The organism is Paraburkholderia tropica (assembly GCF_914484835.1).
Lineage (GTDB): Bacteria > Pseudomonadota > Gammaproteobacteria > Burkholderiales > Burkholderiaceae > Paraburkholderia > Paraburkholderia tropica_A.
Window position 1 is genome coordinate 119,437 of record NZ_CAJZAR010000001.1, and the last position, 16,823, is coordinate 136,259.

The 16,823-nt window shown below is 65.9% G+C and carries 13 protein-coding genes; 6 read left to right on the forward strand and 7 right to left on the reverse strand.

Annotated elements, in window-relative coordinates:
- Positions 1-54: 54 nt before the first annotated feature.
- The 4 genes from LDO54_RS00590 to purN form a co-directional block, all read right to left on the reverse strand.
- Entirely contained in the window at positions 55-1,251 is a 1,197-nt protein-coding gene (locus LDO54_RS00590) for a DesA family fatty acid desaturase (protein ID WP_224004504.1), read from the reverse strand.
- A 217-nt stretch (positions 1,252-1,468) separates the two neighbouring features.
- A complete protein-coding gene (locus LDO54_RS00595) occupies positions 1,469-2,827 on the reverse strand; it encodes a mechanosensitive ion channel family protein (protein ID WP_224004665.1) in 1,359 nt (452 codons plus the stop codon).
- Positions 2,828-2,961: 134 nt separating this feature from the next.
- Positions 2,962-4,353, reverse strand: a complete 1,392-nt coding sequence (locus tag LDO54_RS00600; protein WP_224004507.1) for an RsmB/NOP family class I SAM-dependent RNA methyltransferase — start codon at positions 4,351-4,353, stop codon at positions 2,962-2,964.
- Positions 4,350-5,024: a phosphoribosylglycinamide formyltransferase gene (purN, locus tag LDO54_RS00605; protein WP_224004510.1), complete on the reverse strand. Its 675-nt coding sequence runs from the start codon at positions 5,022-5,024 to the stop codon at positions 4,350-4,352. Before purN ends, LDO54_RS00600 begins: the two co-directional genes overlap by 4 nt.
- A 122-nt stretch (positions 5,025-5,146) precedes the next feature.
- Here purN and LDO54_RS00610 point away from each other — a divergent pair, with 122 nt between their 5' ends.
- From LDO54_RS00610 to dut, 6 genes are all read left to right on the forward strand, one after another.
- The gene (locus LDO54_RS00610) at positions 5,147-6,181 is read left to right on the forward strand and encodes a bifunctional riboflavin kinase/FAD synthetase (RefSeq protein WP_224004513.1); all 1,035 of its coding nucleotides are present in this window, start codon (positions 5,147-5,149) and stop codon (positions 6,179-6,181) included.
- Between the two features lie 158 nt (positions 6,182-6,339).
- Complete coding sequence (gene ileS / locus LDO54_RS00615) at positions 6,340-9,189, forward strand: isoleucine--tRNA ligase (RefSeq protein ID WP_224004516.1); 2,850 nt, start codon at positions 6,340-6,342, stop codon at positions 9,187-9,189.
- The gene (gene lspA / locus LDO54_RS00620; RefSeq protein ID WP_224004519.1) at positions 9,189-9,704 is read left to right on the forward strand and encodes a signal peptidase II; all 516 of its coding nucleotides are present in this window, start codon (positions 9,189-9,191) and stop codon (positions 9,702-9,704) included. The genes ileS and lspA overlap by 1 nt, the downstream gene beginning before the upstream one ends.
- Before the next feature lie 69 nt (positions 9,705-9,773).
- Positions 9,774-11,003, forward strand: coding sequence for a bifunctional phosphopantothenoylcysteine decarboxylase/phosphopantothenate--cysteine ligase CoaBC (gene coaBC, locus LDO54_RS00625; protein ID WP_224004522.1), 1,230 nt, complete (start codon positions 9,774-9,776; stop codon positions 11,001-11,003).
- 61 nt (positions 11,004-11,064) lie between these two features.
- Positions 11,065-12,072, forward strand: coding sequence for an LLM class flavin-dependent oxidoreductase (locus tag LDO54_RS00630; protein ID WP_224004525.1), 1,008 nt, complete (start codon positions 11,065-11,067; stop codon positions 12,070-12,072).
- Between the two features lie 16 nt (positions 12,073-12,088).
- On the forward strand, positions 12,089-12,535 hold the full coding sequence (gene dut, locus LDO54_RS00635) for a dUTP diphosphatase (protein ID WP_224004528.1): 447 nt from the start codon (positions 12,089-12,091) through the stop codon (positions 12,533-12,535).
- Positions 12,536-12,597: 62 nt separating this feature from the next.
- Here the strand turns inward: dut and LDO54_RS00640 are convergent, their stop codons facing one another.
- The 3 genes from LDO54_RS00640 to clpS all read right to left on the reverse strand — a co-directional run bounded on the left by LDO54_RS00640 (position 12,598) and on the right by clpS (position 16,758).
- Positions 12,598-14,016: an amino acid permease gene (locus LDO54_RS00640; RefSeq protein WP_224004531.1), complete on the reverse strand. Its 1,419-nt coding sequence runs from the start codon at positions 14,014-14,016 to the stop codon at positions 12,598-12,600.
- A 139-nt stretch (positions 14,017-14,155) separates the two neighbouring features.
- Complete coding sequence (gene clpA / locus LDO54_RS00645; protein ID WP_224004534.1) at positions 14,156-16,447, reverse strand: ATP-dependent Clp protease ATP-binding subunit ClpA; 2,292 nt, start codon at positions 16,445-16,447, stop codon at positions 14,156-14,158.
- Positions 16,444-16,758: an ATP-dependent Clp protease adapter ClpS gene (clpS, locus tag LDO54_RS00650; protein WP_027817520.1), complete on the reverse strand. Its 315-nt coding sequence runs from the start codon at positions 16,756-16,758 to the stop codon at positions 16,444-16,446. Before clpS ends, clpA begins: the two co-directional genes overlap by 4 nt.
- Between the last annotated feature and the right edge of the window lie 65 nt (positions 16,759-16,823).

Here is a 16,823-nt window from a genome sequence, read left to right on the forward strand (position 1 = left end):
CACGCAGCCCGCATGGACGACTGCGAGGCCGCGAACGCGCGGAAATCCACCGGATCAGGCGTAGCGGCGCAGACGCGTCGCGAATTCCTGGAGCGCCTTGATGCCGCTTTGTTCGGCGCGATGGCACCAATCCTGGAGCTGCGTGAGCAGTTGTTCGCGCGAGGCGCTCGAACGTTCCCAGATGGCCGCGAGTTCGTTGCGCAGCTCGATGAAGGTGCGCAGCTTCTGGCTGTCCGCGAAGATCTGCGGCAGCTGGCGCTTTTGCGGCTCGTTCAGGCTGGCTTCTTCCTTGTCGAACCACTTGCGCGCGCCGCGCATGACCTTGTACTTCTCGCGCTCGCCCACTTCCTTCAGATGCGCGAGCTCCTGGCGATACGCCTGCTTCACGACCGTGGCGTAACGCGCCATGACTTCATAGCGGTTCGACAGCACGGCTTGCAGCGTTTCGTGGTCGGGCACGAGCTTGGTCTTGGAGAGGCGCGGCGTGGGCGCGACCTTCTTGACCTTGGCGAGACCGACGGCCTGCATGATGCGGATGTACATCCAGCCGATGTCGAACTCGTACCACTTGCTCGACAGCTTCGCCGAGGTGGCGAAGGTGTGGTGATTGTTGTGCAGTTCTTCGCCGCCGATGATGATACCGAGCGGGAACAGGTTCGTGCTGGCGTCCGACGAATTGAAGTTGCGATAGCCCCAGAAGTGGCCGAGACCGTTCACGACGCCGGCGGCCCAGAACGGGATCCACGCCATCTGCACGGCCCAGACGGAGAGACCGACCAGACCGAACAGCGCCACGTCGATCACCATCATGATGCTCACGCCGAGGATCGGGAAGCGCGTGTAGACGTTGCGCTCCATCCAGTCGTTGGGCGTGCCGTGGCTGAAGCGGCGCAGCGTTTCTTCGTTCTTCGCTTCGGCGCGATAGAGTTCGGCGCCTTCGAGCAGCACCTTCCAGATGCCGCGCGTTTGCGGGCTGTGCGGATCTTCTTCGGTCTCGCACTTGGCGTGGTGCTTGCGGTGGATCGCGGCCCACTGACCCGTCAGCATGCCCGTGGTCATCCACAGCCAGAAGCGGAAGAAGTGGCTCATGATCGGATGCAGCTCGAGCGCGCGGTGCGCCTGGCAGCGGTGCAGATACACCGTGACGCCGACGATCGTGATGTGGGTGACCACCGCCACGAACAGCAGGATCTGCCACCACGAGAAGTGCAGCACGCCGTGAGCGAGGAAATCAAGCAGGGAATTCAACAAGGTTCGTACCCGTGAAACGTAGCGCGGCGGCCTTTCAGCCCGAAACCGCTGTCAAGAAAGTGAAAGCGTACAGCAGGAGGTTGGACGGCATTCTACTAGAACCGTTCCAAGTGTTTGTAACAAATGAAGATTTTTTTCTTTAACGGCCGCGGAGTCAACCGTCTTTAGGGCGCCAGGGGCGGTTTGCCGCACATTCGAGACGCCCTTCCGGCCCTTCTTACCTTTCGTCGGCGGCCGTTTGAGGCTGAGCTTCGCTCCGCGCCTGCGCCGGCGGCCCCGCCACCGGCATCGCCCCGCCGATGATGCGCACCTCGCGCTGCGCGAACGGGATCGAAATCCCCGCTTCGTTATACAGACGCCAGATGTTCATGTTCACCGCCGAGCGCACGCTCGACGTGCCGTTGGCGGCGTCGGCGATCCAGAAACCGAGTTCGAGATTGATGCCGTCGCCACCGAAGCTCGCCAGATACGGCGTGGGGGCCGGATCGGTCAGCACGCGCTCGATGCCCTCGGCCGCGCGCGCGAGCAGCGCCATCGCCTGGTCGAGATCGGTGTCGTAGGCAACCTGCACGGCCGCCTTGGCGTAGCCGCGCGTCAGGTACGAGGACTGGTTCTGCACCACATCGGTGATCAGCTTTTCGTTCGGGATCAGCGTTTCGACGCCGTCGAGGCCGCGCACGACCGTGTAGCGCGTGCGGATCTGCGTGACCTTGCCCGCGAGTCCGCTCACGTTGATGGTGTCGCCGAGGCGCAGCGAGCGGTCGATCAGGATGATGAAGCCCGACACGTAGTTGCTCGCGATCTTCTGCAAGCCGAAGCCCAGCCCCACGCCGAGCGCGCCGCCGAACACGCCCAGCACCGTGATGTCGATGCCGACGATCGAGAGGCTGAACAGGATGGCCGCGAACACCAGCAGCGCGCGGCCTACGCGCGCGAGCACGACGCGCAGATTGGCGTCGATGGTGGTCGCGCGCATCAGCCGGTCTTCGAGCGCCGCGCCCGCCCAGACCGCCATGATCATCGTCACGCAGACCCACAGCAGGCCATTGGACAGCGACAGCAGGCTCACGTGCGAGGTGCCGATGCGAAAGCGCACGCTCTCCATCCACGCGAGCACGTCGTCCTGGATGCCGAGCACGGTGAACAGCATGCCGAGCCAGACGATCAGCGAAACGAGCTTTTCGACGATGCCGAGCCACGCGTGCGTCTGGCCGTTGCGGCCGAACACGCGCCGCGCGAAGAAGAACGCGATGTAGATGAGCCCGATGCCGAACAGCGGCACCAGCGCGAGATTGAGCAGCGAGGTGTGGATGAAATTGCTGGCGATCTCGCGCGCGATCCACACGCTGCCCGCGCCGATCAGCGGGAAGAAGGCGCGCGACAGGCTTTCGGCGCCGAAGGGCAGGCCTTCGTAGCGTTGCTGGCGGCGCGTTTCGAGCACGCGGCGCAGCAGCCGCGCGAGCAGCCAGGCCAGCACGAGCGCGCCGATCAGCACGGCGACCTGCCAGAGCATGACCGGCTGGCCGAAGTCGCGGATCACGCCGCCCAGCATGTGCGAAAAAATGCGGTTTTCCATCATGGGTAAAGAATGCAAACGGAATGCAAACGGACTGCGAACAGACTGCGAACAGCGCGAATTCAAACGGCGCGGGGCCGCCCGATCTGAATCGGACGGCCCCGCGTGATACGGCTTGCTACATCCCGAGCCGCTTATTCCTGCGTCGCGTCCGGCTCGGCGGCCTCGGGCTGCTGCGCCTTCGCGATGGCGTCGGCGGCTTCGGTCGCGGCGGCGGATTCCTCGGGCGTGGTCTCGGCAGCCGCCTTCTTCGTCTTCAACTTCGGCTCGCTACGACGCTCCAGCACGGCGGCGAAGAAGCCGTCCGTGGCGTGGCGGTGCGGCCACAGCGAGAGGTAATCGCCGGTATCGAGGCCCACGCGCTGGTCCGCCAGCACGTCGCGCGCGCTCACCAATGCGAAATCGGGATGCGCGTCGAGGAACTGCTTCACGACCGCTTCGTTCTCGGCTTCGAGAATGCTGCAGGTCGCGTAGACCAGACGGCCGCCGCGCTTGAGCAGGCGCGCGGCGCTCGTGAGAATCGACAACTGCTTGGGCGCGAGTTCGGCGACCGACTCGGGCGACTGGCGCCACTTGAGGTCGGGATTGCGGCGCAGCGTGCCCAGACCCGAGCACGGCGCATCGACCAGCACGCGGTCGATCTTGCCGATCAGGCGCTTGATCTTGGCGTCGTGCTCGCTGTCGATCAGCACCGGATTGACGTTCGAGAGGCCGCTGCGCGCGAGGCGCGGCTTGAGCTTCGCGAGACGGCGATCGGAGATGTCGAAGGCGTAGAGACGGCCCGACGAGCGCATCATCGCGCCGAGCGCCAGCGTCTTGCCGCCCGCGCCCGCGCAGAAGTCCACCACCATCTCGCCACGGCGCGGCGCGACCAGCGAGCACAGCAGCTGGCTGCCCTCGTCCTGCACTTCGAACCAGCCGTCCTTGAAGGCGTCGAGCTTCGAGAGCGCGGGCTTGCCCGTCACGCGCACGCCGTTCGGCGCGAACGGCGTCTCGCCGCCCTCGATGCCGGCGGTCGACAGCGCGCGCAGCAACTCTTCGCGGCTGGCCTTGATCGGGTTCGAGCGCAGGTCGAGCGGCGCCGGATAGTTCAGCGCGGCGGCCAGCTGCACGATTTCGGCGGTGTCGAAGCGCGTTTCGAGCGACTTCACGATCCAGTCGGGCAGGTTCAGCTGCACGCGCTGCGGCAGGCTCGCCGGGTCGATCTTCGCAACGTGTTCGAGCCAGTTCGCCTCGGCGTCCGAGAGGAACGGACGGATCGCCGAGCGGCCCGCCGTGGCCATCAGGCCGAGCAGCGTGAGGCGGCGCGTGGGGCTGCCCGCACCGCTTTCGGCGAGGTGCGCGAACTCCGTGCGGCGGCGCAGGACCGCGAACACGGCTTCGGCGATCACGCCGCGCTCGGCGTGACCGAGCTTCGGATGCTCGCGGAAAAAGCGGCTCGTGATCGCGTCGGCGGGGCCGGCGAACTTGAGCACTTCGGCGAGCAGCGTCTCGGTTTGTCCAATCAAAAATCCATGCAGCCTCATACGCCCTCCCCGGCGGTGTGTGCTTGTGCTTCGTTTGCGTCGTCAAGGAAGAGCCATTGCGGCTCGGGTGGCGTCAGTGTCACGCGCTCGCCGTCGAGCGCGAGGCGCCCTTCGACGAACCAGCGCACTGCGCGCGGGTAAATCACATGTTCGGTCTTGAGCACGCGCGCGGCCAGCGCCGCGGCGTCGTCGCCCGCGCGCACGGGAATGCCCGACTGCGCGACGATGGGACCATGATCCAGCGTGGGCGTGACGAAATGCACCGTGGCACCGTGCACGCGGCAACCCGCGTCGAGCGCCTGCTGGTGCGTTTTGAGGCCCGGAAAGCTCGGCAGCAGCGACGGGTGGATATTGAGCATCCGACCCGAATAGTGCGTGACAAAACCTTCGGTCAGCACGCGCATGAAGCCCGCGAGCACGACGAGATCGGGCGCAAAACCGTCGATGGTTTGCGCGAGCGCCGCGTCGAAGGCGGCGCGATCCGGATACTGGCGATGATCGACCACCGCCGTGGCAATGCCGTGCGACGCCGCGAACGCAAGGCCCGCAGCGTCAGGACGGTTGGCAATCACGGCGGCGATGCGCGCCGGCCAGGCTTCGTGCGCGCACGCGCGCACGATGGCTTCCATGTTGCTGCCCCGCCCCGAAATCAGGATGACGAGATTTTTCATCCGCGGATTTTATCATCGGGGAGGGTCGCCGACGCTCGGGCGGGAGCGATCGCCTCCGCGTGCGTTTATAATCTCCTGTTTAGTCGCGGCCCAGGCCGCACCACCGGTCATATCGAGCGCGCATGGCCCGCGCGCTTTTCGAGGTTCCTCCAGGTTCCGCTATCGTGAGAGTCTTCCGCGGTCTTCCCAACGCCGAAAGCCGCGCGCCCTGCGCGCTCACCATCGGCAATTTCGACGGTGTCCACCGCGGACATCAGGCGCTGCTCGCGCGCGTGCGCGAAGCCGCGAACGCGCGCGGCCTGCCGGTCTGCGTGATGACCTTCGAACCGCATCCCCGCGAGTTCTTCAATCCCGCCAGCGCCCCGCCGCGCATCGCCATGCTGCGCGACAAGCTCGAAGCGCTGCGCGAGAACGGCGTGGACCGCGTGGTGGTCGAGCATTTCAACCACACGTTCGCGAGCCAGTCGCCGGACGCGTTCGTCGAACGGATCATCGTGGGCGGCCTGCACGCGCGCTGGATGATGATCGGCGACGACTTCCGCTACGGCGCGAAGCGTGCGGGCGATTTCGCCTCGCTGCAGCTCGCGGGACGCGAACACGGCTTCGAAGTCGAACAGATGGCGACCGTCGCCGACCCGTCGGGCGTGCGCATCTCCAGCTCCGCCGTGCGCACGCAGCTCGCGGCCGGCGATCTGGACGCGGCGCGCGCCTCGCTCGGCCGCGGTTATGAAATCAGCGGGCACGTCGTGCACGGCCTGAAGCTCGGCCGCGACCTCGGCTTCCCCACGCTGAATCTGCCGATCGGCCACAAGCGCCCCGCGCTCAAGGGCATTTTCGTCGTGCAGGTTCACGGTATCGCCGACCACCCGCTGCCGGGCGTCGCGAGCCTCGGTCTGCGGCCCACGGTCGACGACTCGGGCCGCGTGCTGCTCGAAGTGCATCTGCTCGACTGGCACGGCAGCGCGTACGGCAAGCTCGTGCGCGTCGAGTTCCTGAAGAAGCTGCGCGACGAGGAGAAGTTCGCCGACCTCGAAACGCTTACCGCCGCGATCGCACGCGACGTGGCCAACGCCCGCGCGTGGTTCGCCGCGGCGGGCACGGGCGCGGCCGGCGGCGCGTCCACCGGTTTCGCCACCTCGGCGACCGACCGAATTTGACCCGCGGCCCGCGCGCGTCTTGCTCCGCAAGGCACGCGTTCCGGGCCGCCCGCCCCCAGGCGCCGCCGCGAAACGCGTGCGGCGTCCGAGGCGACGGTTGCGCGGCATCGCCCGCAATGCTGACGCCATGCATCCCCCGAATTCCACGTGATCTCACCATGAGCGACAAAAAAGCATCCTCCGGCAAGCCGCAAAAGTCCGAATCGAAGTACCCCGTCAACCTGCTCGACACGCCGTTCCCCATGCGCGGCGACCTGCCCAAGCGCGAGCCGCAATGGGTCAAGGAGTGGGAAGAACAAGGTATCTACAAGAAGATCCGCGCAGCCTCGAAGGGCCGCAAGAAGTTCATCCTGCACGACGGCCCGCCGTATGCGAACGGCGACATCCACCTCGGCCACGCGGTGAACAAGATCCTCAAGGACATGATCGTCAAGGCGCGCAATCTCGCGGGCTACGACGCGGTCTACGTGCCGGGCTGGGACTGCCACGGCATGCCGATCGAAATCCAGATCGAAAAGCAGTTCGGCAAGTCGCTGCCCGCGCAGGAAGTGATGAAGAAGGCGCGCGAATACGCCGCCGGCCAGATCGAAACGCAGAAGAAGGGCTTCAAGCGCCTGGGCGTGCTCGGCGACTGGGACAACCCGTACAAGACCATGAACTTCGCGAACGAGGCAGGCGAAATCCGCGCCCTCGCGAAGATCATGGAGAAGGGTTATGTGTTCCGCGGCCTGAAGCCGGTGAACTGGTGCTTCGACTGCGGCTCGGCGCTCGCTGAAGCCGAAGTCGAGTACAAGGACAAGACCGATCCGACCATCGACGTGCTGTTCACGTTCGCGCAGCCCGCCGAAACGGCGGCCGCGTTCGGCCTCGCCGCGCTGCCGCGCGAGGAAGGCGGCATCGTGATCTGGACCACGACGCCCTGGACGATCCCGTCGAACCAGGCGCTCAACGTGCACCCGGAAATCGAGTACGCGCTCGTCGACACGCAGCGCGGCCTGCTGATTCTCGCGAGCGAACGCGTCGAAGCCTGCATGAAGGACTTCGGCCTCGAAGGCACCGTCGTCGCCACCACGCAGGGCGAAAAGCTCGCGAACCTGCGCTTCAATCACCCGCTCGCCTCGGCGCATCCGGGCTACAAGCGCACCTCGCCGATCTATCTCGGCGACTACGTGACGACCGACACCGGCACGGGCATCGTGCACTCGGCGCCCGCCTACGGCGTGGAAGACTTCGTGTCGTGCAAGTCGCACGGCATGGTCGACTCCGACATCATCAGCCCGGTGATGGGCGATGGCCGTTACGTCGAATCGCTGCCGCTGTTCGGCGGCCTGTCGATCTGGGACGCGAACCCGAAGGTCGTGGATGCGCTCGACGCCGCCGGCACCCTGCTGCGCAGCGAAAAGTACCTGCACAGCTACATGCACTGCTGGCGCCACAAGACGCCCATCATCTACCGCGCGACCTCGCAATGGTTCGCGGGCATGGACGTCACGCCGAACGACGGCGGCAAGACGCTGCGCGAAACCGCGCTCGAAGGCATCGAAGCCACGGCGTTCTATCCGTCGTGGGGCAAGCAGCGTCTGTTCTCGATGATCGCCAACCGCCCGGACTGGACGCTCTCGCGCCAGCGCCAATGGGGTGTGCCGATGGCGTTCTTCGTGCACAAGGAAACCGGCGAGCTGCATCCGCGCACGCCGGAGCTGCTCGAAGAAGTCGCGAAGCGCGTCGAGAAGGCCGGCATCGAAGCCTGGCAGACGCTCGATCCGCGCGAACTGATCGGCGACGACGCGAATATGTACGAGAAGAACCGCGACACGCTCGACGTGTGGTTCGACTCGGGCACGACGCACTGGCACGTGCTGCGCGGCTCGCACGCGGAAGAACTGCAGTTCCCGGCCGACCTCTATCTGGAAGGCTCGGACCAGCATCGCGGCTGGTTCCATTCGTCGCTGCTCACCGCTTCGATGCTCGACGGCCGCCCGCCCTACAACGCGCTGCTCACACACGGCTTCACCGTCGACGGCGAAGGCCGCAAGATGTCGAAGTCGCTCGGCAACGGCGTCGATCCGCATGAAGTGGCGAACCGTCTGGGCGCGGAAATCATCCGCCTGTGGATCGCGTCGACCGACTATTCGGGCGAACTGGCGATCTCGGAAGAAATCCTGAAGCGCGTGACGGAAGGCTATCGCCGTATCCGCAACACGCTGCGCTTCCTGCTCTCGAACCTGTCGGACTTCGACTTCGAGAAGCACGCGCTGCCCGCCGATCAATGGCTCGAAATCGACCGTTATGCCGTGGCGCTCACGCACACGCTGCAAAACGACGTGCTCTCGCACTACGACCGCTACGAGTTCCACCCGGTCGTGGCGAAGCTGCAGACGTTCTGCTCGGAAGATCTCGGCGGCTTCTATCTCGACGTGCTGAAGGACCGCCTCTACACGAGCGCGCCGGATTCGGCCGCCCGTCGCGGTGCGCAGACGGCGCTGCATCACATCACGCACAGCCTGCTGCGCATCCTCGCGCCGTTCCTCTCGTTCACGGCCGAAGAAGCGTGGAAGGTGTTCCAGCCGCAAAGCGAAACCATCTTCACCGAGACCTTCCATGCGTTCCCGGACATCGCCAGCGCGCAGGATCTGATCGTCAAGTGGACGCTGCTGCGCGAAGTGCGCGGCAACGTCACGAAGGCGCTCGAAGAGGCGCGCGGCGCGAACCAGATCGGCTCGTCGCTGCAGGCCGAAGTGCGCATTCTCGCGAGCGGCGCGCGTTACGACGCCCTCACCTCGCTCGGCGACGACCTGAAGTTCGTGCTGATCACCTCGGCGGCGGAAGTCGTGAAGGTCGAAAGCGAAGCGGACGAAGGCGTCGAAGTCGTGACCTCGAAGTACCTCAAGTGCGAACGCTGCTGGCACTATCGCGACGACGTGGGCGCGAACGCCGAGCATCCGGGCCTGTGCGGCCGCTGCGTCGTCAATCTGTTCGGCAACGGCGAATCCCGGAGCGCCGCATAATGGCCAAGACCATGACGAAGCAAATGAAGCCGAATGGCGCGAGCGGTACGCTCGCGCCGTGGCTCGGCATCGCGGTGATCGTGATCCTCGCGGATCAGCTCACCAAGATCGCCATCGCCAAAGTGTTCGCTTACGGCGAAGGCCGCGTGATCACGCCGTTCTTCAACCTCGTGCTGGTCTACAACAAGGGCGCGGCGTTCAGCTTCCTCGCGGCGGCGGGCGGCTGGCAGCGCTGGGCGTTCACGGCGCTGGGCGTCGTGGCCGCGCTGGTGATCTGCTATCTGCTCAAGCGTCACGCGGGCCAGCGCATGTTCTGCACGGCGCTCTCGCTCATCCTGGGCGGCGCGCTCGGCAACGTAATCGACCGCCTGATGTACGGCCACGTGATCGACTTCCTGGACTTCCATCTGGGCCGCTCGCACTGGCCGGCGTTCAACGTCGCGGACAGCGCGATCTGCGTCGGCGCGGCCTTGCTGGTGTTCGACGAACTGCGGCGCGTGCGCGGCTCGCGTTAAGTCACGGCGCGACGCGGTGCGCCACGTCGCGCCGCATCGCGTCACGCTGCGTCACTGGAGAGAACCGACTTGAACACCTCCGCAGCCCATCCGGGCGAACTGGCCGGGCGCCATCTCGTGCTCGGCATGACGGGCGGCATCGCCTGCTACAAGATCGCCGAACTCACGCGCCTGCTCGTCAAGGCGGGCGCGACCGTGCAGATCGTGATGACCGAAGCGGCCACGCAGTTCATCACGCCGGTGACCATGCAGGCGCTCTCGGGCCGCCCCGTCTACACGAGCCAGTGGGACGCTCGCGTGGCCAACAACATGGCGCACATCGACCTGTCGCGCGAGGCGGACGCCATCGTCATCGCGCCTGCCTCCACCGACTTCATCGCGAAGCTCGCGCACGGTTTCGCCGACGACCTGCTCTCCACGCTGTGCGTGGCGCGCGACTGTCCGCTGCTGGTCGTCCCGGCGATGAACCGGCAGATGTGGCAGAACCCGGCCACGCAGCGCAACGTCGCGCAGATCCGCGCCGACGGCATCGAAACGCTCGGCCCCGATTCGGGTCCGCAGGCTTGCGGCGAGGTCGGTGACGGGCGCATGCTGGAGCCTGAGGCCGTGTACGAGGCGATCGTCGCGTTCTTCTCGCCCAAGGTGCTCGCGGGCCGCAAGCTGCTGATCACGGCGGGACCGACGTTCGAGCCGCTCGATCCGGTGCGCGGCATCACCAACCGTTCGAGCGGCAAGATGGGCTTCGCGCTCGCGCGCGCCGCGCAGCAGGCGGGCGCCGACGTGCATCTGGTGGCCGGCCCGGTCGCGCTGGAGACGCCGTGGGGCGTCTACCGCGAGGACGTGCAGACCGCGCAGCAGATGTACGACGCGGTGATGCGCGCCGCGCCCGACGCCGACGTGTTCATCGGCGTGGCGGCAGTGGCCGACTGGCGCGTCGATCACGTCGCCGAGCACAAGATCAAGAAGACGGCCGGGCACCGCATGCCGACGTTCACGTTCGTCGAGAACCCGGACATCCTCGCCTCGGTCGCGGCCATGCCGAATGCGCCGTACTGCGTCGGTTTCGCCGCCGAAAGCGGCGACCTCGACGTGCACGGCGAAGAGAAGCGCGCGCGCAAGAAGGTGCCGCTGCTGATCGGCAATCTCGGCCCGCTCACCTTCGGTCAGGACGACAACGAAGTCGTGCTGTTCGAAGCCGCCGGCCGCACGCCGCTGCCGCGCGCGGCCAAGCTGGCGCTCGCGCAGACGCTCGTCGCCGAAATCGCGAAGCGTCTGCCGGACCCGAGCATCATCTCGTGATGCGTGCGCGCGGGCGCTACCCGCGCGCCGCCTCGCGAACGTCATCGAGGAGCAGTACGCCATGACGCTGCTTTCCGTACTGGATCAATCGCCCGTGATCGCCGGGCACACCGCGGCGGATGCACTCGCCGCCACGCTCGACCTCGCGCAACTCGCCGACGAGCTCGGCTACACGCGCTACTGGTGCGCCGAGCACCACGGCCTGCTCGGCGTGTGCAATCCCTGCCCCGAAGTCCTGCTCGCGCGCCTCGGCAGTCTGACGAAGCGCATCCGCATCGGTTCGGGCGGCGTCATGCTGCCCTACTACAGCCCGTTCAAGGTCGCCGAGCAATTCATGATGCTGGAGGCGCTGTTCCCCGGCCGCGTCGATCTGGGCGTCGGGCGCGCGCCCGGCGGCGACATGCGCACGGCGCAGGCGGTCGCGGCGGGCACCTACAATCGCGGCGATCAGTTCGCGCAGCAGGTGCAGGATCTCGTCGGGCTGATGGACGGCACGCTGCCCGCCGATCACCTCGCGCACGGCGTCGTATTGCAGCCGCAGATCGAGACGCGCCCGCAGCTCTGGGTGCTCGGATCGAGCGACTTCGGCGGCCTGCTCGCGGCGCAACTGGGGCTGCGCTTCTCGTTCGCGCATTTCATCAACGCGCACTTCGGGCATCTGGTGTCCGAGGCGTATCACGACCGCTTCAAGGCGGGCCACGAAGCGAAGCCGTATCTGGCCTGCGCCGTGTTCGTGATCTGCGCCGATACCGAAGCCGAGGCCGCCGACCTCGAAAGAGCCGTCGACCTGCGCCGCGTGCAGATGGCCTACGGCCTGAACGCGCCGATCCCGAGCCTCGAACAAGGCCGCGCGCAGGAATACGGCGAGCGCGAGCAACTCGTGATCGACCGCGAGAAGCCGCGCAGCATCATCGGCACGCCGGACAGCGTCACGGAACGCCTGCTGGCGCTCAAGGACCGCTTCCGCGCCGACGAACTGATCGTGCTGACCGTCGCCGGCAGCTACAAGGCGCGTCAGCGCTCCTACGAACTTCTCGCCGAGGCCTTCGAACTGCCTCGCTCAAACTGACCTAACTGCTCACCCCATGAAAATCGACGTCAAGATCCTCAACGAACGCATGCGCGACCAGCTGCCCCACTACGCCACGCCGGGCAGCGCGGGCCTCGACCTGCGCGCGTGCCTCGACGCGCCCGTCACGCTCGAACCGGGCGAAACGAAGCTGATCCCGACCGGCCTCGCGATCCATCTCGCCGATCCGGGCTACGCGGCGCTGATCCTGCCGCGCTCGGGTCTCGGCCACAAGCACGGCATCGTGCTCGGCAACCTCGTCGGCCTGATCGACTCGGACTACCAGGGCGAGCTGATGATCTCCACCTGGAATCGCGGCCACACGACCTTCACGCTGAACCCGCTGGAGCGTCTCGCGCAGCTCGTGATCGTGCCGGTCGTGCAGGCGCAGTTCAACCTCGTCGAGAGCTTCGAAGAGAGCCAGCGCGGCGAAGGCGGCTTCGGCAGCACGGGCAAGCACTAAGCGCCCCGCCCGCCGCGCACGGCCATAAAAAAAGCACGCTTTTTAGCGTGCTTTTTTGTTGTTTAGCGCTGGGCTTCCGCGGAAGCCGAAGCAGAAGCCGCAAGCGGCGGACGGCGTCGATACCAGAGCGCGTAGATCACGACCAGCGCGACGAGAAACGCGATGCCATACGCGAGCGTCATGCGGAATTCGCGCGTGAACGCCGTGCCCACCAGAATGCCGAGCATCAGAATCGCGCCCAGCACGCTCGTCAGCGGAAAGCCCCACATGCGGAACTTGAGCGGCGCGCCGCCCTGCTTCACGCGGAAGAAAATCTGCGTGACGAAGATCATCAGCCACGTGAACATCGCGCCGAACATGGCGATCGACATCATCAGCGTGAAGGCCGTCTGCGGCCACAGCGCGTTGAGCACCGCCGACACCGCGATGCCGATGGTCGACAGCGAGAGCGCCGCCGTCGGCACGCCCTGACGCGTGAGGCGGCCGAACACGGCGGGCGCGTAGCCCGCGCGCGAAAGGCTGAACATCGTGCGCGTGGTGATGTAGAGCTGGCTGTTCATGGCCGACAGCGCGGCCACCAGCACGATGAAGTTGATCGCGCCCGCCGCGTACGGCACGCCGGTTTCGGCCATCACCTTGACGAACGGGCTTTCGTTGCCGCCCGCTTCGGTCCACGGCACGATCGCGAGCATCAGCGCGAGCGTGAGCAGATAGAACAGCACGAGGCGCAGCACGGTGGCGCGGAACGCGCGCGTGACGGCGCGCGCCGGGTCCTGGGCTTCGGCCGCCGCGACCGCGATGGTCTCCACGCCGAGATAGCTGAACAGCGACACGATGGTGCCGACCCACACGCCCCACCAGCCCTTCGGCAACAGCCCGCCGTGCGACGTGTAGTTCGCGAAGCCCACGCCCGAGCCCGCAGGCGCATGCCAGACGAACCACGCGCCGAGCACGATGAACGCCACGATGGCCGCGATTTTCAGGCTCGAAAACAGATATTCGATCGTGCCGTAAGCGCGCACACTCATCGCGTTCACGACGATCAGCGCCGCCGAAAAGCCGACGATCCAGTACAGCCCCGGCACGTGCGGGAACCAGAACTTCATGTAGACGGCGATGGCCGCGACCTCGGTGCCGACCGCCAGCACATACGCCGACCAGTACGCGTAGCGCACGACGAAGCCCGCGAGCGGCCCGATGTAGTGCTCGGCATACGCGCCGAACGAGCCCGAAGTGGGATGCGCGACCGTCATCTCGGCGAGCGCGCCCATCAGCAGCAAGGCGATCAGCGCGCCGATCGCGTAGGAGATCAGCACGCCCGGACCGGCGAAGCCGATCGCGAAGCCGCTGCCGAGAAACAAGCCGGTGCCGACCGCGCCGCCGATGGCGATCATCGTCATCTGGCCGGCGGACAGCCCGCGGCGCAAACCGCGCTCGCGCTCGACGATCGAATCGAACGCACCCTTTTTATCTGAACTCACCTTCACCCTCAACGGCATGCGGCCATTTCGCCGGCAATAGGCGCTCGTTCGACGAAATTCGACGAACTTGCGCGCACAAAACAAAACGGCGCGGACCGTGAAGTCCGCGCCGTTCCGGCTGACCTGAAGCGGAAACCGCTTATTCTACTTCGACCGCCTCCGGCGGACGCGGCGCAGGCTGCTCGTCGAACGTGAGCAACACCTTGTCGTCGGCATCCACGTCCACGGTCACGCGGCCGCCGCTCATGAGCTTGCCGAACAGCAGTTCGTCGGCGAGCGCACGGCGGATCGTGTCCTGGATCAGGCGTTGCATCGGCCGCGCGCCCATCAGCGGGTCGAAGCCGTGCTTGGCCAGATGCTGGCGCAGCGCGTCGGTGAACAGCGCATCGACCTTCTTCTCGTGCAGCTGGTCTTCGAGCTGCATGAGGAACTTGTCGACCACGCGCATGATGATTTCCTCATCGAGCGCACGGAAGCTGATCGTCGCATCCAGACGGTTGCGGAACTCCGGCGTGAACAGGCGCTTGATGTCGGCCATTTCGTCGCCTTGTTCGCGGCGCGTCGTGAAACCGATCGTCGACTTGTTCATCGTGTCGGCGCCCGCGTTCGTCGTCATGATGATGATGACGTTGCGGAAATCCGCCTTGCGGCCGTTGTTGTCCGTCAGCGTGCCGTGGTCCATCACCTGCAGCAGCACGTTGAAGATGTCCGGGTGCGCCTTCTCGATTTCGTCGAGCAGCAGCACGCAGTGCGGCTTCTTCGTGACGGCCTCGGTGAGCAGACCGCCCTGGTCGAAACCGACATAGCCCGGCGGCGCGCCGATCAGACGGCTCACCGCGTGACGCTCCATGTACTCGGACATGTCGAAGCGGATCAGCTCGATGCCGAGCGTGAACGCGAGCTGACGCGCCACTTCGGTCTTGCCGACGCCGGTCGGACCCGAGAACAGGAACGAGCCGATCGGCTTGTCCGTCTTGCCGAGACCCGCGCGCGCCATCTTGATCGACGCCGCCAGGGCGTCGATGGCCGGATCCTGGCCGAACACCACGGCCTTCAGATCGCGGTCGAGCGTCTGCAGCTTGCTGCGATCGTCCTGCGACACGCTTTGCGCCGGCACGCGCGCGATCTTCGAGATGATCTCTTCGATCTCGCTCTTGCCGATGGTCTTCTTCTGCTTCGACTTCGGCAGGATGCGTTGCGCCGCGCCCGCTTCGTCGATCACGTCGATCGCCTTGTCGGGCAAGTGCCGATCCGTGATGAAGCGTGCGGACAACTCAGCCGCCGCATTGAGCGCGCCCGACGAATACTTCACGCCGTGGTGCTCCTCGAAACGCGACTTCAGACCGCGCAGAATGGCCACCGTCTGCTCGACGGTCGGCTCGATCACGTCGACCTTCTGGAAGCGACGCGACAGCGCCGCGTCCTTCTCGAAGATGCCGCGATATTCCGTGAACGTGGTCGCGCCGATGCACTTGAGCGTGCCCGACGAGAGCGCCGGCTTCAGCAGGTTCGACGCGTCGAGCGTACCGCCCGATGCGGCGCCCGCGCCGATCAGCGTATGAATCTCGTCGATGAACAGGATCGCGTGCGGACGCTCCTTCAGCTCCTTGAGCACCGTCTTCAGACGTTGCTCGAAGTCGCCGCGGTACTTCGTGCCCGCGAGCAGCGCGCCCATGTCGAGCGAGTAGACCTGCGCGTCGGCGAGAATGTCCGGCACTTCGCCGCGCGTGATGCGCCAGGCGAGGCCTTCCGCGATCGCGGTCTTGCCGACGCCGGCTTCGCCCACGAGCAGCGGATTGTTCTTGCGGCGGCGGCACAGCACCTGCACCACGCGCTCGACTTCCGACTCGCGGCCGATCAGCGGATCGATGCGGCCGTCCTTCGCCATCTGGTTCAGGTTCTGCGTGAACTGGGCGAGCGGAGTTTCCTTCTGGCCTGCCGCGTCTTCGGCTTCGGCGTTCGCGTCGCTGGCCTTGGCGGCTTCGCCGCTGCCGGTCTTCGCGATACCGTGCGAAATGAAATTCACGACGTCCAGACGCGTGACGCCCTGCTGTTGCAGGTAGTACACCGCGTGCGAGTCCTTCTCGCCGAAGATCGCCACCAGCACGTTCGCGCCCGTCACTTCCTTCTTGCCGTTGGAAGTGGACTGAACGTGCATGATCGCGCGCTGGATCACGCGCTGGAACCCGAGCGTCGGCTGCGTATCGACGTCATCCGTGCCGGGAACCGTAGGGGTATTGTCATGAATGAAGTTGCGCAGGTTCTGTCGCAGGTCTTCAATATTCGCGGCGCACGCGCGCAACACTTCTGCCGCTGTCGGATTATCCAACAGCGCCAGCAAGAGATGCTCGACCGTGATGAACTCGTGCCGCGCCTGACGTGCTTCCATGAACGCCATGTGCAGGCTGACTTCCAGTTCCTGGGCAATCATGCTTCCTCCATCACACACTGCAGCGGATGCCCGGCCTGCCGTGCGTGGGTAACGACTTGCTCAACCTTGGTCGACGCGATGTCCCGCGTATAGACCCCACAAACGCCCCTGCCCTCGCGATGAACCTTCAACATGATCTGCGTTGCGGTCTCGCGGTCCTTATTGAAATATTCCTGCACGACCATCACGACGAATTCCATCGGCGTGTAGTCGTCGTTCATCAGCACGACCTTGTACATGGAGGGCGGTTTGACCTTGTGCTCCTGCCGCTCCAGTACGGTTGAATCCTGCTTGTCCGGGATAATTGCCATACACCCATTCTAAACAACTCGGACAGGCCCGCAATCCTGCCGAAACCCGACCGGCCGTCCGGTGA